The organism is Pseudoalteromonas arabiensis, assembly GCF_001550155.1.
In the GTDB taxonomy this organism is placed as follows: domain Bacteria; phylum Pseudomonadota; class Gammaproteobacteria; order Enterobacterales; family Alteromonadaceae; genus Pseudoalteromonas; species Pseudoalteromonas arabiensis.
On the sequence record NZ_LRUF01000005.1, the window covers coordinates 193,458 to 216,106 of the forward strand.

Consider the following 22,649-nt stretch of genomic DNA (forward strand, 5'->3'; position numbering starts at 1 on the left):
CAGCACCACAAGGTTTTAATATTGACTCGCAACGCGAGTTTATCTCATAGTAACAAACTCTTCAGACCCAGTTGGGTGAATCGCTACAACAGCATCAAAGTCTGCTTTGGTTGCGCCCATCTTCATGGCAACAGCAAAGCCTTGAATCATTTCATCTACGGTAAAACCAATGCCGTGTAAGCCAACAACTTTTTCGTTATCACCTGCACATACTAGCATCATGTTGCATGCTTGGCGGTGTTGTGTAACCGCGGTATACATTGCTGCAAAGCTTGATTTATAAACTTTAACGTTTTCTTCGCCATATTGCGAAATCGCTTCTTGCTCCGTTAAACCAATTGTACCGATTGGTGGGTGACTAAATACCACGGTAGGCACTAGCTCGTAGTCCATCTTTAAATCATCAGGTAATTCTTTATTGAATAAACGCTCAGATAAAATACGGCCTGCTTTAACGGCTACAGGTGTAAGTTCGATACCGTTTTCGATGATATCACCCACTGCATAGACGTTCTTAGCAGTGGTGTTTTGGAATTCGTCTACTTTTACATAACCACCTTCATTGACTTCAACTCCCGCAGCTGCAAGATTGATCTTATCAGTTGTTGGTGTACGGCCAATGGCCCAAATTACTTCATCAACGTTTTGGCTGTGGCCATTTTCAAAATGAATCGTTAAGCTGCCATCGCTTTCTTTAACGACTTCTTTCGGCGTGCAATCTGTATGAAGAGTTGGGCCTTCTTTTGCCATAATATCGACTAGGGTATCAACGATGTATGGGTCAAAAGTACGCAGCGGTTTGTTTTTACGAACAAACAAGTGGGTTTCTGTGCCAAGGCTGTGGAGTACGCCTGCGATTTCAACGGCAATATAACCCGCACCAATAACAGCTACACGTTTTGGCTGTTCGTTTAATTCAAAGAAGCCGTTTGAGTCAATACCAAGCTCAGCACCTGGGATATTAGGAATAGTAGGGCGGCCACCTACGGCAACAAGAATATGGTCAGCAGTGTATAGTTCACCATTAACTTCAACCGTTTTGCTATCAACAAATTTAGCAAAGCCATTGATTACAGTAACGCCATTGCTTGATAAATACTTATTGTAACCTTGGTGAATACGGCCTATGTACGCTTCGCGACTTTCTACTAATTTAGCCCAGCTAAAGCTTTTTAACTCAACATCAAAGCCATAATCAGGTGCGTAAGCATTAATAGCTTCAGCCACTTGTGCACCATGCCACATCACTTTTTTAGGAACGCAGCCCACGTTTACACACGTGCCGCCCATGTGTTTTGCTTCAATAAGTGCCACTTTTGCGCCACGCATTGCTGCTCTGTTAGCAGAAGCGATACCGCCGCTACCGCCACCAATTGCAATGTAATCAAAATGCTGAGCCATAGTTTGTCCTCAAAAATAGATAACTTTTCTTTAATTAATCGATAATAGCATAATAAAGACCAAGGTTAAGCCCCTTGTATTTCATCAATTTGCCCCAACCTCAGAATCATCTTCGCATTAAAAATTGAGAACGAAAATGACAATTGCAGAAAATAATCCACTTATTGGTTTAGAAGGGCTTCCGCCGTTTTCTAAGATTGAACCAGCGCATGTGGTGCCAGCATTAAAAGCGGCAATTAAAGAGTGTCGTTTAACTATCGATAAGGTCTTGGCAGCTAAGTCATATACGTGGAATGATTTGGTGCTTCCACTTGAAGAAGCTGACGATAAGCTATCACGACTATTTTCACCGGTATCTCATATGAACTCAGTCGTGAACAGCGATGAGCTACGAGAAGCTTATGAGCAATGTTTGCCGTTGTTATCGGAGTACTCAACGTTTGTGGGTCAGCATCAAGGTTTATACGATGCTTATAACGCTCTACACAACAGCGATGAATTTAAAGCACTTACCACCGCACAGCAAAAAACGATTACTAATGCGTTACGTGACTTTGAGTTATCAGGTATTGCGCTAAAACCAGAGCAACAAAAGCGTTATGGTGAAATTAGTGCGCGTTTATCAGAGCTTTCATCTAAGTTTGGTAACAATGTAATGGATGCCACACTTGCTTGGCAAAAGCATATTACTGATGAAAGCGAGCTTGCTGGTTTGCCTGAATCTGCATTAGCTCTGGGTGCTGATACGGCAAAAAGTAAAGATCTAGATGGTTGGGTATTCACGTTAGATTTTCCATCTTATTTACCTATCATGACTTACGCAGATAACCGCGAATTACGTGAAGAAACATATACCGCGTTTGTTACTCGTGCGTCGGATCAAGGTCCGAATGCGGGTGAGTTTGATAACTCTGCCATTATGAGCGAAGAACTTGCGCTTCGTCATGAGCTTGCGCAATTACTTGGTTTTAACAGTTATGCAGATATGTCATTGGCAACAAAAATGGCAGAATCACCTGCTCAGGTATTTTCATTCTTAGAAGATTTAGCAGCTAAGTCTAAGCCACAAGCCGAGCAAGAGCTGGCTGAGCTAACGGCTTATGCAAAAGATAAACACGGTGTGACGGAGCTTGCCGCGTGGGATTACGCTTATTACGCAGAAAAGCTTAAGCAAGAGAAATACGCGATTTCTGATGAAGTACTGCGCCCTTATTTCCCTGCAAATAAAGTATTAAATGGCTTATTTACCACAGTAAATCGCTTATTTGGTATTAACGTTAAAGAAGTGAGTGACTTTGATACTTACCATCCTGACGTACGTTTCTTTGAGATTTACGACAGTAGCAACACGCTACGAGGCCGTTTCTATTTAGATTTATATGCACGAGACCGCAAGCGTGGTGGCGCATGGATGGACGATTGCATGGGTCGTAAAGTACGTGCTAACGGCGAGCTACAAACACCCGTTGCTTACTTGGTGTGTAACTTTAATAAAGCGGTGGGTGATAAACCTGCACTGTTTACTCATAACGAAGTAACCACCTTATTCCATGAGTTTGGTCATGGTATCCATCATATGTTAACTCAAGTTGATGCAGCGCCAGTGGCGGGTATTAACGGTGTTGCATGGGATGCGGTTGAATTACCAAGCCAGTTCTTAGAAAACTGGTGTTATGAAGAAGAAGCGCTTAACTTCATCTCGGGTCACTATGAAACAGATGAACCACTACCAAAAGAACTGCTTGATAAATTGCTTGCGGCGAAGAACTTCCAATCAGGTATGCATATGCTGCGTCAGCTAGAGTTTTCGTTGTTTGATTTTACGATTCATCATGACTACAAAGCAGGTGAGCCTTGTAATATTCAAGCTACATTTGATGATGTGCGTAGTAAAACAGCGGTTGTTAAGGTTCCAGAATTTTACCGTTTTCAGCATGGCTTTAGCCATATTTTTGCTGGTGGCTATAGTGCAGGCTATTACTCGTATAAATGGGCAGAGGTTCTTTCGGCTGACGCATTTTCTAAATTTGAGGAAGAAGGGATCTTTAATCAAGAGACAGGGCAGGCCTTCCTTAACAATATTTTAGAAAAAGGAGGCAGCGAGGAACCTATGGAACTATTCAAGAAGTTCCGAGGCCGTGAGCCACAAGTTGATGCACTGCTTAGGCACAGCGGAATTGCAGCCTAAATAGTAAGTATTATTGGAAAGCGCCGAAAGGCGCTTTTTTTATTAATAAACCTTAGCAAAATCAACCCTGCGTACTATGCTTTTTAAAAAGCTATTTACAGGATAAAAGCATGTCGAAACTGGTGTTAGCCATAGATGATGACAAATACGTACATCATGTAATTGAAGAGTCACTTTCTGGCTTTTGCACATTGATCCATGCTAAAAATGGCGATGAAGGGTTAAGACAAGCAATTAAATATAATCCAGACATTATTTTACTAGATGTTGAAATGCCCGGAAAAACAGGGTTTGAAGTATGCAGTGAATTAAAAGCTAACTCTCAAACTAAAGATATACCCGTGATGTTTCTATCTGGGAAAAAGGAACTTCCTGACCGTGTTAAGGGTTACAATTCAGGGGCTTCTGACTATATTGTTAAACCCTTTAATGCTGAAGAGTTAATGGCACGTATCCGTGTTTTGTATGAATACCGACAGCATTCTAAAAAGCTAAAAAGCGATGTGGAGCGCGCGCAAATAACCGCTGAAATCGCCATGACAGACTCGGGTGATATGGGGCGTATTATGCGCTATGTGGGTCAAAGTTATCATGCACATGATATCCAATCGCTGTCAGAATACATGTTTGAGTTTTTTAACCCAATGGAGCTCGATGTAGTGCTCGCTTTTTGGTATCAAGATATCGGGATTTTTTGTGGTGCAGAGGGGGCTGTTTGCCCACTAGAGCGTGAGTTACTCGAAAAACATCGCGATGCTAACCGGTTTGTCGATTTTGGCCATCGTACCATTATTAACTACCCGAAAGTGTCCATGTTAATTAAAAACATGCCACTTGATGATGCTCAGTTGTATGGCCGATATAAAGACTTGTTTCCGCATATTCTTGAAGTGACCAATGCGAAGGTTCAAGATATGGAAGTCAATGAGCGAGCACTCACACAGGCTAAACAAATCGGTAATGCATTTAGCGAGCTGTCGGAGCAAATGTATCAACACAGTTACTCGCGAGAACGGGCTGTCGAAAAGTTTGCTGTGCAACTGAGTGAACTGAATAAGTCAGTTGAACAAAGTAAGTTACTAAATAGCGATGAAATCATTTTTCATTTACAGCACTTACAACAAACCCAGTTACTTTTTGCCTCGCTGAATGATGATCTTGAAGCGATTAAGTTTCAGTTGCTCCACATTATTGAATCGCGTAGTGAGCTATTGGGTCATTTACAAAAAATGGCAGAGCCTAGCCACACAGAAGATGTGACATCACAAACGGATATCGAGCTATTTTAAGCCATGATATACTCATGGCCATTAGTATAGCTCGGAGTTTTACGTGGTAATTCATTGTCCCTTTAAAGAAATGCGTCCTTATTTAGATGCTATAGAGCAGCGCTTTGGTTTAACTGAATGGGCGAACAGTAATGACGGCTTTTCATTGCATTATGATGAGCAAGGTCTGAGCTTAAAAAAGAAAGATGAGCCTAAACTAGGGGCTATCCACGTCGACTTTGTCACAGGAGCGGCGGCGCACCGCCGTAAATTCGGTGGTGGTAAAGGCCAAGCAATTGCCAAAGCTGTAGGGTTAAATAAAGGAGCCACACCCGTTGTCCTTGATGCCACAGCAGGACTTGGGCGTGATGGTTTTGTGCTGGCGTCACTCGGTTGTAAAGTTATTTTGCATGAGCGTCATCCTGTGGTAGCTGCACTATTATTTGATGGCCTTGAACGCGCCTACGGTGATGCTGAAATTGGCGCATGGATGAAAGAAAATATGAGCTTAGTATTCGGTTCGAGCCATACTCTACTTGCTCAGTGTAACGATATACCAGATGTCGTGTACTTGGATCCGATGTTTCCTCATCGTGAAAAATCAGCTTTAGTTAAAAAAGAAATGCGAGTATTCCAAGCGCTTGTTGGCGCTGATAGCGATGCAGATGATCTTTTAGATTTTGCCTATCCGCTGGCGAGTAAGCGAGTCGTGGTAAAGCGGCCTGACTACGCGCCATTTTTAAATGCTGAAACACCCAGCATGCAGATCAAAACTAAAAAGAACCGCTTTGATGTATATGTGAAAGCTGCAATGACCTAACCTACCCTTTTGTACTATTTTTGATTAATAGTTTCTGGATATTAGGTTGGGTTACATCAAATTGTCATAAAAGGTTAATATTCTACACGCGTAATGACTTAGGGGATTATAGTTTATGCGCGTGTCATCATTTACTCGGTTATTGGCCGTTTTACTCACACTTGCTAGTATCTTGTTAGCGGCGACCTTATTTTGGGCAAGCCAAACTCTATTAAGTTTAGAACAACAAAATAACGCTTATAATAAACTCAAAAATACCCTAGTTATTGATTTAAAAAGCCACCTCGATGACTATTTAGAGCAAGGTGATAGTCAATACCTTAATTTATCGTCGGCACTGATTGCTGAGGTCATAAAGCAAGACTTAGCGCATCTTCCTCAAGATTTAAATTCACACTTATCAACTCAACTCTCAGCATTAGATAAAGATATCAATGGTAAATACCGTGCTCTAGGTAAGTTATCGGGTAACGAAATGGCTTTATTGGACAACTCGCTCAGGCAAATGGCAGGCTCTGCCTCCTCGCTAATAGGCTATGCTCGTAAAGCAAAGCCGCAAACAGATTTAGCGCTTGAATATTACCAACTGGGTGCCGACTATTACAACGAAGTGACATCACTTGCTTTATACACCTACAAGCTGGTTTTAAGCTTTGATCAAGACACCAAAGCAAGCCTCAATCAAAGCGTAGAAAATTTAAATGCATTAGCAAGCAAAATTGATGCGCTTGATAACCTAGGAGTGATGAGTGAAGTCGACGAAGATGCTTTATTTTTTGGTGAAGAAGCCGAGGACTTAGCCGGCGATATTAAATCGGAGTTAATAAGTTGGCCTAAGCGTTTCCCTCGTGATTTAGCCTCAACGCTAGAGCAAGCTGAGCAGCGTCAAACGGGTATGCAAGCACTGCGTGAACAAATTGCGGCCTTATCGGCAACGGTGCTTGGGGCTGAGCAAAAACTAAAAGACGAACAAAGCCAGCTTAAACAGCACGTATTTATTGTATTTTGTATTGCGATTGGCATGTTAGTGGTACTTGCAGGCGGTGTTTATTTTGTACAGCGTAATCAAGTTTTAAACCCGCTGCGTCAGTTACGAGATGGTTTCGCATTCTTAATTGAAAGTAATGAGCTTAAAAATATTGAAAGCAAAAATCCAAAAACTGAAATAGGGGAGATAGCTCATTATTTTAATCAGTTAATTGAGCGTCAACGAATTGAAGCGGAAGAGCGTGCGCAAATGCTCAAAGTGATTAATGACTTTATGCTAGAAATGAGTGAACACTTACACACTATTGCTCAAAAGACCGATGCTAGCCACACTCAAGTTGAGCAAAATCAAGGGCTACTAAGCGATATTCAACATATTGGTGAACAAGTTAACACCATTAATAGTCAAGTGGCTGACAACGCAAAACAGACATTTGGTGCCATGGAGCAAAGCTTAGGTTTTGCTGAGAGTATGCTAACAGCAAGCTCACATACTGAGCAGCGTGTTGAGCAAGGGTTAAATAGCTTAAAAGAGCTATTAAAGGGCGTGGATGATGTTGGTCAAGTTATTGAAGTAATTAAAAATATTGCTGAGCAAACTAACTTGCTAGCATTAAATGCCGCTATAGAATCGGCTCGTGCAGGGGAGCATGGCCGAGGTTTTGCGGTTGTAGCTGACGAAGTGCGCAAACTTGCTAGACAAACCCAAGGCTCACTTGATGATATTAACAGTCAGCTTAATCGCCTAAGTGAAAACTCATCAATGGTATCGACACAAATAAGTGCCCTTGCTAACGATGCAGAGTTACAAACACAAAATGCCCAAGAGCTAAAACGTAACTCTGAAGGCGTTGCTGATAATGCACAAGATGCTAACAAGGTCGCGTTTGATGCGATGGAGCTAGCTAAACAGCAAAATGCATTACTCGAAAACTTTAGTCAGTCTATGCAAAGCATGAAAGGCCAAGTGAGTGAATCGAACGTGCTAGTAAGTGATATTCAGCAGCGTTTGCAGCAACAAATGCAGACAATTAAAACCAGCTTAGGATTATAAGTGTTTCAAGTGGACTGAAAAGCACAAAAAATAGCGAGAGTTGCTGCTCTTTCTAATGGGGAATGCAGCGTTTATAGCAGAATCTGTTTTTCAGAACTTTATATTATTTAGTATCTTTTAAACCAAGCGCACAGTGAGCGCACTTGGTTTGAACGGTATTATCTTTACTCTATCTTTTGCTGCGTGGAACATCACTGGATTGATACATTGATATTTGATGATTATCTGGATCTGCGATTTCTGCTGACCAGCCACCTGGTGCATGGCTTACAGGGGTGACAATAGTTACTCCCTTTGTTGCGAGTGTTTCGACTACGTCATCAATCCCACCATCAGCTAACTCAAAAACAATAATGGGTGAGTTTCCGGGCTTTGACTCCTGCTTAAAAAAGAGTAGTTCGATGTCATTTGCTGTTTTAGCAAGCAGCCAACCCTCTCCATCTTCTTCCATTCTTTGAATGTTTATTCCGAGCGTATCACGGTAAAACGCTTCTGTTTTATCTAGATCGCTAATGTAATAACAAATTGCGCCAATTTTACTTTTATCAAGCATGGTTCTTTTCCTGTTTTTTAATAGATATCACCTTATGTTGCCGTGCAAGGTGGTTTTGTGAGGTCATCATAAAAAGATGTCCATCAGGGTCATGGCTTGCGAGTGTCGCTTCATCACGGCATGGCGCATTAAGAAGTGCTTTACGTATTTGCCCAAACGGTAGATCTTCAGCTAAACCTTCAAGTTCAAGTATTTGTTTTGCACCGGTTTGTCGCCAGCGGCGTTTAATCTCAGCTATCCGTTGCCTTAGAGCTGCGTCTGATACTCGCAGCAGCCAGATGATTTCTTTTTTACAATGCCCTGTTAAAACTAAAAGTGCTGTTGTTTTTAGGCTAGGCGGTAATGAATCGATAAAATAGGTTGCTGTTTCGTCGTTGTATGTGTGTGTATTGTTCGTATTGGTGAAAGTTACTTCACGCTTTTTTCTTCTTGCGGCAGAACGCGCATTAAATACAGATTGATTACGCAGTACACCCATAAGCCAGCGACGGTTTTTTATACATGTTAGATCTGAGCGTTTAGCCTCAACGGCAACAAGAAGAGCCGTTTGCAGTAAGTCTTCAGCCTCTTCTTTATGTAATGTCACCTTATGAGCATAGCGTAAAAGGTTTGCGTAATAATTTTTATTATTCATAGCGCTTAGTGATTATAAGTAGAGTTAGCAATTGATATATAGTTTAATTAAACCTTACTCTTTCATACTGCTAATGTATATTTTCTTTCAAGGAATCACGATGATCGAACAAGGCCAAACTTTACCTACTGCAACCCTTAGCGAATTAACCAGCGAAGGCATGCAAACGTTAGACACAGAAGCATTATTTGCTGGTAAAAAAGTAGTGCTATTTGCTGTGCCAGGGGCATTTACGCCTACCTGTTCAAACGCTCACTTACCTGAGTTTGTTACACTGGCTGATAAAATTACCGCCAAAGGCGTTGATGCGATTTACTGCGTCTCAGTGAATGATGCATTTGTAATGAAAGCATGGGGTGAGGCACATAATGCTGAGCATATTCGTATGTTAGCCGATGGTGATGCTAGTTTTACCAAGGCGCTTGGTTTAGATAAGGACACTGCTAGCTTTGGTGGTGTGCGTTCAAAACGTTATGCAATGATCGTCGACGACCAAACTGTAACAGGCTTGTTTGTTGAGCAGGATAAAGAATTTACAGTAAGCCGTGCAGAGGCCGTTTTAGCTAAATTATAAAACTAAAAAAGCCGGACGAGAGTCCGGCTAAAAGTCCCAAGGGTAATCGGGGTTATCAACGATTAAGGTTGATATTGTGCATCAAGTGTGACACCTGAAAAGGTTTGAAATGCATTTAAGCTTAAGTGCCAAGTACCTGCTTGTGGGTTGCTAAAAGTACATGTTTCAGCACTGCCACTTTTGTACGGACGACAGTCATAGCTGCTTGTTGTAGGTTGACTTCCAAATTTAACAAATAAATCTGCATCACCTGTACCGCCAGAGCTAGTCACTGTAAAGCTAGACATATTAGCAGGCACATCAATAGTGTAGTGTTTCCATTGACCAGCGTTAGCCGAAATATTTTCAACTGTACCGCCGCCTGCTTGTGGTGAGCCTGTACCACCAGAAGCGGTTAAGTCACCTACAAGGCTCACACCTGAGTAGGCAGAATAAGCACTTAGCATTACGTGGTATGTACCTGCTGTTGGACTATCGATTGAACATACTTCGTTATTACCGCTTTCATAAGGGCGGCAATCATATGTTGTTGTAGTAGGAGCATTACCTGCGCGAACATATAAGTCTGCATCGCCCGTACCACCACTCATAGTGAAAGTAACATTTGTTGCGCCCGCCGGTACTTCCATTGTGTAGTAGGTTTTGCTGCTTGCTGCGCCACTTAAGCCTGTTAATGCTTGACCATCTTGTAACTCATTGCCTGTAGCTGGCGGCTGAGTTGAACCCGATGCTGCTGCAACTGCAGCGGCTGCATCGACAATACCTGTACCACAGTTATTACATGTAGCAGGGAAAGAGCGAGTCGTTGATTTTAAAATGCTTTCAATTTCATCTGGCGTTGCAGAAGGCTTCGCTTGTTTGATAAGTGCCGCGACACCTGCAACATGCGGTGCAGCCATTGATGTACCTTGTGAGAAGTGATAAGAATCACTGCTTGGGCCAGTTGCGCCTGAGTTATGAGTTGATAATACACCCTCTGAATCATTCGCAAAGCTTTGCGCACCACCAGGAGCTGCAACATCAATATTACTACCAAAGTTTGAGTAATAAGCACGACCACCGTTACGGCCAACAGAGGCAACATTTACAACGCCATTACAGTTACCTGGGTTGTAGTTAGCCGAATTATCATTACTGTTACCAGCGGCGATAACAACAACTGCGCCGTTGTTGCGTGCTTGGTTTATAGCATTTTGCGTTGTTGAGCTACATGCACCCCCACCACCTAAACTCATGTTGATAACATCAGCAGGGTTAGCATTTGCAGGTACGCCAGACACTGAACCACCTGACGCCCAGATAATACCGTCTGCAATATCAGATGTTAAACCACCACATTTACCAAGCACACGTACAGGTACAACCTTGGCATCATAAGCAACACCTGCAACGCCTTCACCATTATTTGTTACCGCAGCAACGGTCCCCGCAACATGAGTACCATGCCAGCTAGAGTCTTGATCTGCCTTTGGTGAGGGATCGCCATTTTGATCTGTACCGCACTCACCACGTACAACTGCATCGCCAGGGTCGCGAGCGTCGCTGTCACGGCCACCACCATCGTTGGCAACAGATAGGTTCGAAATCATGTCGTAGCCAGGTAAGATGTTGGCGTTTAAATCAACATGTGGGCGGTAACCCGTATCAAGTACAGCAACTGTTACACCGCTGCCTGTTGCGCTATCCCATGCTGTAGGTAGATTCAAGCCACCTGCTTGCTCGTAGTAGTGCCATTGGTCAGAATAACGTGGATCATTAGGTGTTGCGAAAGGCTGTAACATTTGGTCAATTTCAATGTACTCAACGTTGCCAGTTGCCATAACTTCTTGCATAAATGCTTGTGCTTCATCGGCCGAAAGCTTTTTATCAGCGCGCATTACGTGGTGGTTGCTCATTGCCATGGCACGTACATACTGAGCTTTTGCTAAGCCTTTTTTACTGCTGAAATTCTTCACAAAGCTTTGTGCTTTTTGGTTCATCATAGCAGGTGTTTGCTCAGCGGCAGACATCGTGGTCATATCAGCGTTGCTATTTTTGTATTTAATAATAAATTGTGTTCCAAAACCGCTTTGACCTTGTAATTTTGCAGCGGTATCTGCCATTGATGGTGGTAACATTTGGTTTGGTGCGGCCATTGCTGCTGTTGTTCCAAATAACGCTGTGAGGCTTAATGCAATTGCGCACTTTTTCAAGTTGTTAGTTGTCATAATGATCCCTAGATTGTTATAAGTTGCTTCGCACGACTTTCCGCGAAGGGGGACAAAGGTAAAATAAATGTAAATATAGTTAAAATATCGTTTTGTTATGTTTGTCTCTATTTTGGTTATAACTAAATGTATAGATGGCTAAATATAACTATTAATTGGTTTTTTTTGCTTTTTTCTAATTATAAAGTTCCAATTTACTGTTATAGAGTTTTTACTTTATTTTGTTTTTCGGGTTTATCTTTTTTCAAAAAAATGACTAAGTTAACAACGAGCGCGTAATATCTTGTTATAATCAGCTAAATTTTTTCAGTGAGAATGAGTAATGACCCAAGTAGATGTAATTGTGATTGGTGCCGGTGCCGCAGGTTTAATGTGTGCAGCACAAGCAGGCTATCGAGGTCGCAATGTTACTGTGCTTGATATGGGCAAAAAGCCTGGCCGTAAAATTTTAATAAGCGGTGGTGGGCGTTGTAACTTCACAAATGAAAACGCAAGCCCAGACAACTACTTGTGTACTAATCCTCACTTCGTAAAATCCTGTTTAAGCCGTTATACCCAACATGACTTTATTGAGCTGGTGGACCGTCATGGTTTGGCTTATCACCATAAAACGCTGGGCCAGCTATTTTGTGATAACAGCGCGCAAGATATCGTTGATATTCTTTTAACTGAGTGTGAGTGGGCTGGGGTAAACATTGCTCTTCGTAACGAAGTACTTAGCGTGATAAAAAACGATGCTGGTTATGAAGTTATAACCGAACAAGACAGTTATCAATGCGAGTCATTGGTGGTGGCATCCGGTGGTTTAACCATGCCGAAACTTGGCGCATCGCCCATTGGTTATAAAATTGCTGAACAATTTGGCTTAACGGTGCTACCAACCATGGCTGCATTAGTGCCATTTACATTGCACCAGCATGATAAAGATCGCTTTGATGGTTTATCTGGGATCAGCATTCCGTGTTTAGTAACCAGTGAAGATGGCACCCAGTTCAAAGAAAATATCCTCTTTACCCACCGCGGCTTGTCGGGGCCCGCTATTTTGCAAATCAGTTCATTCTGGCGCGCAGGGCAGAGTGTTTACATCAACTTATTACCTGAGCTTGATTTAAAACAGCAGCTTGAGCAGTGGCGTCAAAGCCAAGGGCAAAAGTCACTAAAAAATACCCTTGCAACCATTTTACCCAAACGCTTTGTTGAAATGCTGCACGATACAAAAGCGATTCCAGATTGCAATGTAAACCAGTTAACCCATGCACAAGTCGACGCATTACATGACTACATTCACAATTGGCAAATAAAACCCAATGGCACAGAGGGTTATAGAACAGCCGAAGTTACACTCGGTGGCGTAGATACCGATGAGTTAAGCTCAAAAACCTTCGAAGCAAAAAAATCAGCAGGTCTTTATTTTATTGGCGAAGTGACCGACGTCACTGGTTGGTTAGGTGGTTACAACTTCCAATATGCGTGGAGCTGTGGTTTTGCAGCAGGGCAGTATTGTTGATGATTAAATGAAAATAGAACGAAGACATTTTTAATTGTTCGAGTTTTAAGCTGAGCACTAAAAAGGAACAATGCCTAGTTCTATTTTTTCAACTACAGAGTTGTGGAAAGGGTTATGAATTCGTATCGTGTGGAGTTGCCGCAAGATAGTGTGACAGCATTAAACTTAGATTCATTTATATTAGCTAAGCAAATGGTTAAGCACTCAAAGCTCAGTATTAATGAATTACTTGTTAGGCTTCAAAGATTGCCATATGAAAATCAGTCACTTTATTCTCTGTGGGATGGTGAGCATTTGGATTTGACCTTTAATCCCGAATCAACAGATGACTTTGATATAAATATTGTTGGTACATATATTGTTTTAAAAATGTCTGCGTACTCGGTGCTAAAGCCTTTAATAGCTGACTTTGGTGAATTTATAAAAATTAATACTGATCGTGGTGAGATGATGTTATTTAACCTTCTGACCTTTGGTAAAGAAGATCCTCAACTTACAGAAGTTAAATATACAGATGGTTTTGAAGACGGTTTAAAATCCCTTGTTTTTGACAAAGAAGATATTTATAAGAAAAGTTTATACAAATCTAAGCTTGAAGGTGGTGATTTGATTTATTGCAATGAGCAATTTTTTAATGAAGTGAAACTAAATAATCTTACAGGCATTACTTTTTATACAGATTTAATAGGTATGTTTCCTAAGGCTTAGCTTGTGGGGCTTAATAAAGCCGTTCTCTTATTTCTGAAATCTTACTTTTAACTGCCAAATTCCAGCTTTAAGCTCTGCAATTTTTGTTCGCTTGTACACTAGTACTAAATAGTAAAAAAGCCGCTAACTTAGCGGCTTTGTTGGTTGCGAAAATAAGTATTAACGTAGGTCGAATCTGTCTAGCGTCATTACTTTAGTCCACGCTGCTACGAAGTCATCAACGAACTTCTGTTTAGCATCGTCAGAGGCATACACTTCAGCAATTGAACGTAGCTCTGAGTTTGAACCGAAGATTAAATCGACTGGTGTCGCTGTCCACTTAAGCTTGCCTGATTGACGGTCACGTCCTTCGTAAATACCTTCTTCAGAAGACTTAGACCACTTCGTTGACATATCGAGTAAGTTAACGAAGAAATCGTTGCTTAATGTGCCAGGTTTTTTCGTGAATACACCGTGTTTCGTTTGGTCAGTATTCGCGTTAAGGGCACGCATACCACCTAGTAGTGCAGTCATTTCTGGTACTGATAAGTTGAGTAAATCAGCGCGTTCAACGAGCATTTCAGCCGGTGATTTCCATGCTGAGCTGTAGTAGTTACGAAACGCATCTGCCGTTGGCTCAAGTACTTCGAATGATGCAACGTCAGTCATTTCTAATGACGCGTCCATACGACCTGGCTTGAACGGTACTGCGATAGAGAAACCCGCGTCGCTTGCTGCTTTTTCGATTGCAGCCGCACCACCAAGAACAATCATATCTGCGAGTGAAATTTCTTTACCGCCGGATGCGTTTTTGTTGAACTTAGTTTGGATTTTCTCAAGTTTGCTCAGTACTTTAGCCACTTCTTTCGGGTTGTTTACCGGCCAATCTTTTTGCGGAGCAAAACGAATACGTGCACCGTTTGCACCACCACGCATATCTGTGTCGCGGTAGCTTGCTGCTGATGCCCAAGCAACTCGCACAAGTTCAGATACAGATAAACCTGAATCTAAGATGTTTGCTTTAAGTGACGCGATATCTTTGCCATCTACTAGTTTGTGGTCAACCGCAGGGATGTAGTCTTGCCAAATTAATACTTCTTCTGGCACTAAGTCACCTAGGTAACGAGCACGTGGGCCCATGTCACGGTGGTTTAGTTTGAACCATGCTTTAGCAAATGCCAGTTCGAACTCTTTCGGGTCGTTTAAGAAACGCTCTGAAATCTTACGGAACTCAGGATCTGCTTTTAACGCGATATCAGTTGTGAACATGATAGGTGCATGACGCTTACCTTTAATGTGCGCATCGGGCACTAGGTTAGACGCTTGACCATTTTCTGGGATCCACTGAGTCGCACCTGCTGGGCTTTTAGTTTTAACCCACTCAAAGCTGAATAAGTTTTGTAGGTAGTTGATTGACCAACGTGTTGGTGTCACTGTCCATGCACCTTCAAGACCTGAAGTGATGGTATCTTCTGAGTGACCTTTACCACATTTGTTTTTCCAACCTAAGCCTTGCTCTTCAATCCCCGCTGCTGCTGGCTCTTTGTCTAAACACGTCGCTTTTTTCGCACCGTGTGCTTTACCAAAGCTGTGACCACCGGCGATTAGCGCAACGATTTCTTCATCGTTCATTGCCATGCGGCCGAATGATAGACGAATGTCGTCTGCTGCAAGAAGTGGATCAGGGTTACCGTGAGGGCCTTCTGGATTTACATAGATTAAGCCCATCTCAACGGCCGCTAATGGACCTTTAAGTTTGCCTTTTTTGTCACGGCGCTCGTCAGTGAGCATTTTGCCTTCAGGGCCCCAGTATACGTAATCTGGTTCCCAATCGTCTTCGCGACCACCGGCATAACCGAAGGTTTTGAAGCCCATTGATTCAAGCGCAACGTTACCTGTTAGCGCCATTAAATCTGCCCATGAGATGCTGCGACCGTATTTTTGTTTAATAGGCCAAAGTAAACGACGCGCTTTATCAAGGTTGGCGTTATCAGGCCAGCTGTTTAGCGGGTCGAAACGTTGTTGACCACCGCCTGCGCCACCACGACCATCAAAAGTACGGTACGTACCTGATGCGTGCCACGCCATACGGATGAAAAATGGACCATAGTGACCATAGTCAGCTGGCCACCAATCTTGAGAATCAGTCAATACTTTCTCGATATCCGCTTTCACTGCGTTTAGGTCTAACTTTAAGAATTCTTTTTTGTAATCAAAGTAAGGGCCCATAGGATCAGACTCTGCACCATGGGCACGAAGTTGGCTAAGATCTAATTGTTCTGGCCACCAAAATTGGTTTGATTTGATGTCGTTTGTAGCTTGTACGCCTGTTGCCACCAACAGTGATACCGCAACAGCTACTTTAGACAAGGCTGAGGTCGATTTTTTAAACATTGTATAGTCTCCAGTTAGAAGTTGCGTGAAATATAGAGTTGTTCTGATTAACTTTCCACTTACAAACTGGGGTTTAAATCGATTGATAAAATCGAAAAAACAGATGATATGATTGATTTTATAGAACAAAGCCAGCAAAAATGCTGGCTTTGAAGGAGGTGTGCTTTGAGCTAAAATTTAGCTTGTTGCTTATTCCTCAATAAAAGGGATGCCGTTTTTGATCCACTCAGCGGCTGGTTTGCCTTTTAAGTAGTGATCAAAATATTCCATCATACGTACCGAGAAATCTACTTGGTTAGGGAATTTCTTCAAGTGATGTGGTTCACCTTCATATTGTAAGAAGGTGGCATCTTTACCCGCACGGCGAAGAGCAAGGTAGTACTGCACCCCTTCGTGCCATGGCACCGCGTCATCTTTGTCACCAAACATAATGAGGATTGGGGTATTTACTTTATCGGCGAAAAACACTGGTGAGTTTTCGATGTATAGCTCTGGTGCTTCGAATAAGGTTTTACCAATGCGGCTTTGACCTGTTTCGTATTGGAACTGACGCGCAAGACCTGATTTTAAGCGAATACCGCTGTAAGCACTGGTCATGTTAGACACCGGCGCTCCCGAAACAACCGCTTTAAACATATCTGTTTGGGTGATCATAAAGGCGCTTTGATAGCCTGCCCATGAGTGACCTTGTAAGCCAATTTTATCGGGATCAGCAATGCCTAAATCAATTAACTTTTGAGTTGCGTTGATCATGGTTTGTGTTGATGATTTACCAGGATGACCAATCTCAAAACGGATATCCGGTAAGAAAATCGCATAGCCATTTGAGGTAAACATCGGGAAGTTAGGGCGATGATTTAACTCCATTTTCGGGAAGTCATACATGCGTTGGCTCATATAGCGGTAGAAGTACACAACTACAGGAACCTTGTCGCCTTTTTTGTAGCCTGCAGGCTTAATTAATACGCCTTGTAAGTCTTCACCATCAAACCCTTTGTAGCTAATAAGCTCTGGTTTTTCACCCCATGCAAAGTTGCTAATTTGTGGGTTTAGGTTGGTTACACGCTGAGGCTTTTTGAAGCTAAAGTCAGTTTGGTAGTAATCAGGGAATTGCTGATAAGTTTGCGCTGTAAATAGATATTTGTCGGCATTTTTCGCCTTTTTAACAACATCATAGCGCTTTTTACCCGAAAGTACTTTGCTTACTTTATTACTTGTTAAATCAAGTTTAGCAATTTCAGTTTGTTTATCTTGCACATTGGTTGCGCTGAGTAATAAAGTCTCGCCTTTGGCAAAGCCAACTTGGTCTTTATCAAGTTTAATAACACGATACTGGGTATTCGTTTCTTTACCTTGGGTTAAACGCGTTGCCGTTTGTGTCGCGACATCAAAAGCCCAAATATCAAATTTACTGTAAACCAGTACTTGGCTGCTGTCGTTTAACCAGCCAGCAAAGCCATAACCTGGCTGAGGTGACGGGTAGTCATGCTTATCATCGGCAAAAATCGCGTTAATTGCCTTAGATAAGGTCGAAACTTTGTTATTTCCTAAATCTTTAAGTTGAACGTGGCTGTTTTGAAAAAATGCCGCATATTGACCATTTGGCGCAAGGCTGGGTCTAAATGGATAATCGTTGATGATAGCCGTTTGCTTACCTGTTTTAACGTCAACACTGTAATAGTCTGCGTAAAAACCACCGTACATTATGCGTTCTAGGTAAGGTAGGTCTGAATAGCCTAATAGCGTTTCGCGGTGAGTGTTAAGTGAAACCTCAGGCATACTTGGTGTACTTAACTGCACAACCTGTTGACTATTTACATGATACACCGCTTTATAATGACGAAGCTTGTTATTTTCATTCCATTGCTGCTCTTCACGTGGCTTAATTTCAGCGTCTTTATTGTGCCAAACATTGAGGCCTTTATGGTCGCGAATGGTATCGAAATCATATAAAGAGGCTTCGTCTGTGTATTCTTTTGCTTCGATCTTTGCCGTTAATTTCGGATGATTTTCAAAGTATAAACGAGCACCATCTTCAGACCATGTTAATGAGGCTGTTTTGCCAATAGTCCAGCTATTATCAGCTGAGTTTATGGTCGATAGGGCACCATTTTGTAAAAGCTGTAAGCTGTGGTCGCGACGTCGCGTATCATCATTCACATAATTACCAATTAACAGCGCTGCGGTATTGCTGTTTGGTTGCCAAGCTATTTTATTTGCAACCACACCTGGCTCATCAATCAACACACTAGATGCAAAGTCATTGTTAAGCGTAACTAATACAACTTGGTTGTCGGCACCATCACTAAAGCTTTGGCTTGCGAGTAATTGCTCGCCGGTGCTGCTCATTGCATAGCTAAACACATTGTTTAGGGTGTGAGTGGTTTTGTCTTGAAGGTTAACAAGCACTAAATCAAAGCTTTTATCTTTTTTATCTGGTTTGATTTCGCTGCTGTTTTCGTCTTTTTCTTGGTCGTCTTTTTTATCTGCTTTCTTATCGAGTCTGTAAGCAAGCCATACACCGTCATCTGATAGCGCATAGTCTTTTACATCGTTAAATGTCTGTTGCTCACCGTTTTTAGTATTTACTAAAACAAGGTTGTTTTTCAGTTCGTCTTTTTTCTTAGTGGTTTCTTTTTCAAGTAGGGTCGGTACCTGAGTAAACGCCACCCAATTTGCCGCTTTATTAATTGTAGGGCGAGTACCACGCTCAACGCTTGCAAGGAGGGTGTTATTGTTTAATGCATAAACCTGACCTTGTGCATTGCCGCGATAAGGGTCGGCACTGAAAGTAAGAATTTGGCCATCTTCAGACAGTTGGGTGCCTTTTGCGTATTTAAAATCAAACACGTCTTTAAATTGCAGAGCTTCTTTTGCACTGAGCTGTGCACTACCAAGGCTTGCCACTAAGGCTAAGCTCAAAAGTGATAATTGCGCTTTCATTTATCTTCTCGTTGTTTTTAAATTTACGCGTTCAGTGTAGCGTTTTTAGTAAACAATTCGAGTAGATACGATAAGTTGCTTATTTAGGGAGTTGAGCTGTAAGCCTAAAAACTTTTCGGTAGGTTTTGTAATAAGAGGGTGTAGCGGAGTTACCCGCGTACTTTTGATTAGACTGTTGCGCGATATTAAATCGCGCCTACAGCTAACTTATAACCAAATCTTTTTCAGTTCAGGCCATTGTTTTTCAAATTGCGCACTCGGTTTCGCTTTAAAGTCGCTGCGCACGAATTGATTCATCTTACCTTCAACGTAAGCCAGTAAGAAGTTGGCTAACGTTGTTTCGTCAGATTGGAATGCTTTACCTTCACGAAGCTTACGTTCACGAAGAACTTGCTTAAATTGCGTTTCTAGCTTTTCGAATAAGCCTTGCACACGTTCACGTAAGCGCTCTTGCTCACCTTGCAAGGCATCACCAGTTAAAATACGGGTAATACCTGGATTTTTTTCGGCGAATGCTAATAGTAAAAGCAAAATATTGTATACGCGTGTTTGACTCTCTTTTTCATTTTCTAGAATGAGGTTAATACGCGATAGCAGAGTATCTTCAATAAACTCAATCAAGCCCTCAAACATCCGCGCTTTACTCGGGAAATGACGATAAAGCGCAGCTTCAGACACGCCCACTTCAGCTGCTAGTTTGGCAGTAGTGATACGTTGACCTGGGCTGGTTTCTAACATTTGTGCGAGTGCTTGCAGAATCTGCTCTTTGCGATTACTTCTTTTTGTCGCAGGCATGACCATTCCTTTCTTATAATTTATTACTTGCGCTGTATAGACTCAGACAAGCCATTTTTTGTGCAAATGAGAGGCTTATGTTAATGTTTTATTCAGCTTCTTTCCAGCATTTTTACAAACGCTTGGCAAGCTCCGTCATAACACTCATCGCTAAATCTTTTTTGCTACCCACCGCTAAATCTTGCTGCTCATTGTGCCAGAACAGTGTTAAAGCATTATGATCAGAATTAAAGCCAAGGCCTTCTTTTGACACATCATTTGCACAGATCATGTCGAGATTTTTATTTTTTAATTTACCTTGGGCATAGCTTGCAACATCTTGTGTTTCGGCGGCAAAGCCAACCGTGTATGGGCGGTTTTCGTTAAGTGCAGCAACGTTAGCAATGACATCTGGGTTTTTAACTAAGGTGAGTGTGAGTTCATCACCTTGTTTTTTCATTTTTTGATCTTCAATTGCGGCTGCGCGGTAATCGGCAACGGCAGCACAGCCAATAAAAGCATCAGACTGTACAGCAAGTTCCATTGATGCGATTAAAAGCTGCTCAGCGCTTTCAATGTGAGTGAGTTTTGCATTCGCTGGTGCTTTAATTGTCACTGGCCCTGAAATCAGGTGTACCTTTGCACCTAAAGCAAGTGCCGCCTCGGCAAGGGCGTAACCCATTTTTCCTGAGCTATGATTAGAAATATAACGCACGGGATCGAGGGCTTCTCTGGTTGGCCCTGCTGTAATTGTAATGGTTTTGCCAGTAAGTAATGGCTCAATGTCTGGCTGTGTACACAGCGCTACCAGTTCATGCGGCTCTAGCATACGCCCAGCGCCTACATCACCGCAGGCTTGCGAGCCTTTACCTGGCCCCCAAATTGCTACCCCGCGCTCGGCGAGAGTATTAAGGTTAGCCTGCGTTGCAGGATGTGCGTACATTTGTTGGTTCATCGCCGGTGCGACAGCCACTTTGGCTGGCGTTGCTAATAAAAGCGTGGTGAGTAGGTCATCAGCTATGCCCATCGCCATTTTTGCTAATACATTGCTGGTCGCAGGCGCCACTAAAATCAAATCTGCCCACTTGGCAAATTCAATGTGCCCCATTGCGGCTTCAGCTGCAGGATCAAGTAATGAATCAGACACAACCTCTCCACTGACGGCTTGCATCGTCAAAGGGGTAATAAAGTGCTTGGCTGACTCTGTCATAACCACTTTTACTTCGCAGCCTGTGTCTTTTAAGCGTCGCACTAGCTCTGCACATTTATAAGCTGCAATGCCGCCACTTATACCAAGTAAGATTTTTTTATTTGCTGATTTTGTCATTACATGAAATTTAACTTTGGTCGATATGCGCTAACGATAGCAAATCTTTGCCAATTTCATGAAGTTTTCTTTTTTAAAGGAAGGAAAAAAGAAAGTTTTGTTGTACAGTTTAATCTGTTTGTTTCTTTTTGGGGTACTTTGATGTCGTTAAAGGATTTACCACTGTCAGCTCGGCCTCGCGAAAAGCTGCTTTTACAAGGCGCTAAAGCGCTCTCAGATGCAGAACTGTTAGCTATCTTTTTGCGCACAGGTGTTGCTGGTATGAATGCGATTGAATTGGCTGAACACTTATTACGTATTAATAGTACGTTGCAGAATTTATTTAATGCCAGTGAGCAAGCGTTTTGTTCTCAAAGAGGGTTAGGAACTGCAAAGTATGTACAGTTACAAGCGGTATTAGAGTTAAGCAGACGTTACTTGCTTGAGCAATGCCAGCGAGAAGAAGTATTTAGCTCTCCTCAAGCAGTGTATGACTACCTGACTATTCAATTGCGGGGCTTGCAACAAGAAGTCTTTATGGTGCTTTATTTAGATAGCCAAAATCGATTAATAAAAGATGAAGTGCTTTTTTATGGCACTATAAATGCTGCTTCTGTGTATCCCCGTGAGGTGGTTAAGGCTGCTTTAAAGCAGAATGCGGCGGCACTTATCTTTGCTCATAATCACCCAAGTGGAGTCGCGGAGCCTAGTGAAGCAGACAAGTTAATTACTCATAAATTGCAGCAAGCACTCTCGTTAGTCGATATTAATGTGCTTGATCACATCATTGTGGGCGGTAAAAACTGTGTTTCGTTTGCTGAACGAGGATTAATTTAAGCGAAGCGAAGACTGGAGTGTGTTAAAAATGAGCAGTTTAGCGGTTTTTTAGAAATTAGTTTAATTTAAATGCAGTTTTTACTTTCCCTAAGGGCTTTCGATCATTATAATTGGCCGCTATCAAATTTACACATGAGCTGATTGGATAAGATCTGTTACTTGATCTTTGCCTGCATAAGCTGTATAAAGAGCGCCCTTCGATTTATCCCGGGGCACAAATACATGGCCTAAGGGAAAATTAAGCTCGAGCGAAGTTATTGGAGATATATAGACATGTCTAAAGTATGTCAAGTTACAGGTAAGCGTCCAGCGGTTGGTAACCACCGTTCACACGCGAGAAACGCGACTAAACGTCGTTTCCTACCTAACCTACAAACGCACCGTTTTTGGGTTGAAAGTGAAAAACGTTTTGTAACATTACGCACTACGACTAAAGGTATGCGTATTATCGATAAAAAAGGCATCGACGCGGTTCTTACAGAAATCCGTGCTCGTGGCGAAAAAGTTTAAGGAAC

At 42.2% G+C, this 22,649-nt stretch carries 17 protein-coding genes; 9 read left to right on the forward strand and 8 right to left on the reverse strand.

Annotated elements, in window-relative coordinates; all coding sequences use genetic code 11:
* Nucleotides 1–39: 39 nt before the first annotated feature.
* Nucleotides 40–1,401: a glutathione-disulfide reductase gene (gene gorA, locus PAARA_RS01590; RefSeq protein ID WP_062567330.1), complete on the reverse strand. Its 1,362-nt coding sequence runs from the start codon at nucleotides 1,399–1,401 to the stop codon at nucleotides 40–42.
* Between the two features lie 136 nt (nucleotides 1,402–1,537).
* On the opposite strand from gorA, the gene prlC reads away from it, so the two are divergent.
* The 4 genes from prlC to PAARA_RS01610 all read left to right on the forward strand — a co-directional run bounded on the left by prlC (nucleotide 1,538) and on the right by PAARA_RS01610 (nucleotide 7,718).
* Nucleotides 1,538–3,589, forward strand: a complete 2,052-nt coding sequence (gene prlC / locus PAARA_RS01595; RefSeq protein ID WP_062567331.1) for an oligopeptidase A — start codon at nucleotides 1,538–1,540, stop codon at nucleotides 3,587–3,589.
* A 110-nt stretch (nucleotides 3,590–3,699) separates the two neighbouring features.
* On the forward strand, nucleotides 3,700–4,878 hold the full coding sequence (locus PAARA_RS01600) for a response regulator (RefSeq protein WP_062567332.1): 1,179 nt from the start codon (nucleotides 3,700–3,702) through the stop codon (nucleotides 4,876–4,878).
* A gap of 43 nt (nucleotides 4,879–4,921) precedes the next feature.
* On the forward strand, nucleotides 4,922–5,677 hold the full coding sequence (locus PAARA_RS01605; RefSeq protein WP_062567333.1) for a class I SAM-dependent methyltransferase: 756 nt from the start codon (nucleotides 4,922–4,924) through the stop codon (nucleotides 5,675–5,677).
* A gap of 115 nt (nucleotides 5,678–5,792) precedes the next feature.
* The gene (locus tag PAARA_RS01610; protein WP_062567334.1) at nucleotides 5,793–7,718 is read left to right on the forward strand and encodes a methyl-accepting chemotaxis protein; all 1,926 of its coding nucleotides are present in this window, start codon (nucleotides 5,793–5,795) and stop codon (nucleotides 7,716–7,718) included.
* A gap of 169 nt (nucleotides 7,719–7,887) precedes the next feature.
* Here the strand turns inward: PAARA_RS01610 and PAARA_RS01615 are convergent, their stop codons facing one another.
* On the reverse strand, nucleotides 7,888–8,271 hold the full coding sequence (locus tag PAARA_RS01615; RefSeq protein WP_062567335.1) for a VOC family protein: 384 nt from the start codon (nucleotides 8,269–8,271) through the stop codon (nucleotides 7,888–7,890).
* Nucleotides 8,264–8,905, reverse strand: a complete 642-nt coding sequence (locus PAARA_RS01620; protein WP_062567336.1) for an RNA polymerase sigma factor — start codon at nucleotides 8,903–8,905, stop codon at nucleotides 8,264–8,266. Before PAARA_RS01620 ends, PAARA_RS01615 begins: the two co-directional genes overlap by 8 nt.
* A 100-nt stretch (nucleotides 8,906–9,005) precedes the next feature.
* Here PAARA_RS01620 and PAARA_RS01625 point away from each other — a divergent pair, with 100 nt between their 5' ends.
* Complete coding sequence (locus PAARA_RS01625; RefSeq protein ID WP_062567337.1) at nucleotides 9,006–9,479, forward strand: peroxiredoxin; 474 nt, start codon at nucleotides 9,006–9,008, stop codon at nucleotides 9,477–9,479.
* A gap of 62 nt (nucleotides 9,480–9,541) precedes the next feature.
* Here PAARA_RS01625 and PAARA_RS01630 read toward each other — a convergent pair whose 3' ends face one another.
* Nucleotides 9,542–11,686, reverse strand: coding sequence for a S8 family peptidase (locus PAARA_RS01630; protein WP_062567338.1), 2,145 nt, complete (start codon nucleotides 11,684–11,686; stop codon nucleotides 9,542–9,544).
* A gap of 322 nt (nucleotides 11,687–12,008) precedes the next feature.
* Here PAARA_RS01630 and PAARA_RS01635 point away from each other — a divergent pair, with 322 nt between their 5' ends.
* Nucleotides 12,009–13,193: a BaiN/RdsA family NAD(P)/FAD-dependent oxidoreductase gene (locus PAARA_RS01635; protein WP_062567339.1), complete on the forward strand. Its 1,185-nt coding sequence runs from the start codon at nucleotides 12,009–12,011 to the stop codon at nucleotides 13,191–13,193.
* A gap of 114 nt (nucleotides 13,194–13,307) precedes the next feature.
* Nucleotides 13,308–13,901 carry a hypothetical protein gene (locus tag PAARA_RS01640; RefSeq protein WP_062567340.1) on the forward strand — a complete coding sequence of 198 codons (594 nt, stop codon included), beginning with the start codon at nucleotides 13,308–13,310 and terminating at the stop codon, nucleotides 13,899–13,901.
* A gap of 159 nt (nucleotides 13,902–14,060) precedes the next feature.
* On the opposite strand, the gene katG is transcribed toward PAARA_RS01640, so the two are convergent.
* The 4 genes from katG to coaBC all read right to left on the reverse strand — a co-directional run bounded on the left by katG (nucleotide 14,061) and on the right by coaBC (nucleotide 21,318).
* On the reverse strand, nucleotides 14,061–16,274 hold the full coding sequence (katG, locus tag PAARA_RS01645) for a catalase/peroxidase HPI (RefSeq protein ID WP_062567341.1): 2,214 nt from the start codon (nucleotides 16,272–16,274) through the stop codon (nucleotides 14,061–14,063).
* A 189-nt stretch (nucleotides 16,275–16,463) separates the two neighbouring features.
* Nucleotides 16,464–19,217 (reverse strand): S9 family peptidase, encoded by a 2,754-nt coding sequence (locus tag PAARA_RS01650; protein ID WP_062567342.1) that lies wholly within the window; start codon nucleotides 19,215–19,217, stop codon nucleotides 16,464–16,466.
* A gap of 207 nt (nucleotides 19,218–19,424) precedes the next feature.
* A complete protein-coding gene (gene slmA, locus PAARA_RS01655; protein WP_062567343.1) occupies nucleotides 19,425–20,012 on the reverse strand; it encodes a nucleoid occlusion factor SlmA in 588 nt (195 codons plus the stop codon).
* Nucleotides 20,013–20,124: 112 nt separating this feature from the next.
* A complete protein-coding gene (coaBC, locus tag PAARA_RS01660; RefSeq protein ID WP_062567344.1) occupies nucleotides 20,125–21,318 on the reverse strand; it encodes a bifunctional phosphopantothenoylcysteine decarboxylase/phosphopantothenate--cysteine ligase CoaBC in 1,194 nt (397 codons plus the stop codon).
* 141 nt (nucleotides 21,319–21,459) lie between these two features.
* On the opposite strand from coaBC, the gene radC reads away from it, so the two are divergent.
* Nucleotides 21,460–22,134, forward strand: a complete 675-nt coding sequence (gene radC, locus PAARA_RS01665) for a RadC family protein (RefSeq protein WP_062567439.1) — start codon at nucleotides 21,460–21,462, stop codon at nucleotides 22,132–22,134.
* Between the two features lie 273 nt (nucleotides 22,135–22,407).
* Nucleotides 22,408–22,644, forward strand: a complete 237-nt coding sequence (gene rpmB, locus PAARA_RS01670) for a 50S ribosomal protein L28 (protein WP_036973115.1) — start codon at nucleotides 22,408–22,410, stop codon at nucleotides 22,642–22,644.
* The last annotated feature ends 5 nt before the right edge of the window (nucleotides 22,645–22,649 follow it).

Coding starts and splice junctions, on each gene's coding strand:
- gorA (WP_062567330.1), bottom strand. CDS start 1,401: ATGGCTCAGCATTTTGATTACATTGCAATTGGTGGCGGTAGCGGCGGT.
- prlC (WP_062567331.1), top strand. CDS start 1,538: ATGACAATTGCAGAAAATAATCCACTTATTGGTTTAGAAGGGCTTCCG.
- PAARA_RS01600 (WP_062567332.1), top strand. CDS start 3,700: ATGTCGAAACTGGTGTTAGCCATAGATGATGACAAATACGTACATCAT.
- PAARA_RS01610 (WP_062567334.1), top strand. CDS start 5,793: ATGCGCGTGTCATCATTTACTCGGTTATTGGCCGTTTTACTCACACTT.
- PAARA_RS01615 (WP_062567335.1), bottom strand. CDS start 8,271: ATGCTTGATAAAAGTAAAATTGGCGCAATTTGTTATTACATTAGCGAT.
- PAARA_RS01620 (WP_062567336.1), bottom strand. CDS start 8,905: ATGAATAATAAAAATTATTACGCAAACCTTTTACGCTATGCTCATAAG.
- PAARA_RS01625 (WP_062567337.1), top strand. CDS start 9,006: ATGATCGAACAAGGCCAAACTTTACCTACTGCAACCCTTAGCGAATTA.
- PAARA_RS01630 (WP_062567338.1), bottom strand. CDS start 11,686: ATGACAACTAACAACTTGAAAAAGTGCGCAATTGCATTAAGCCTCACA.
- PAARA_RS01635 (WP_062567339.1), top strand. CDS start 12,009: ATGACCCAAGTAGATGTAATTGTGATTGGTGCCGGTGCCGCAGGTTTA.
- PAARA_RS01640 (WP_062567340.1), top strand. CDS start 13,308: ATGAATTCGTATCGTGTGGAGTTGCCGCAAGATAGTGTGACAGCATTA.
- katG (WP_062567341.1), bottom strand. CDS start 16,274: ATGTTTAAAAAATCGACCTCAGCCTTGTCTAAAGTAGCTGTTGCGGTA.
- PAARA_RS01650 (WP_062567342.1), bottom strand. CDS start 19,217: ATGAAAGCGCAATTATCACTTTTGAGCTTAGCCTTAGTGGCAAGCCTT.
- slmA (WP_062567343.1), bottom strand. CDS start 20,012: ATGCCTGCGACAAAAAGAAGTAATCGCAAAGAGCAGATTCTGCAAGCA.
- coaBC (WP_062567344.1), bottom strand. CDS start 21,318: ATGACAAAATCAGCAAATAAAAAAATCTTACTTGGTATAAGTGGCGGC.
- radC (WP_062567439.1), top strand. CDS start 21,460: ATGTCGTTAAAGGATTTACCACTGTCAGCTCGGCCTCGCGAAAAGCTG.
- rpmB (WP_036973115.1), top strand. CDS start 22,408: ATGTCTAAAGTATGTCAAGTTACAGGTAAGCGTCCAGCGGTTGGTAAC.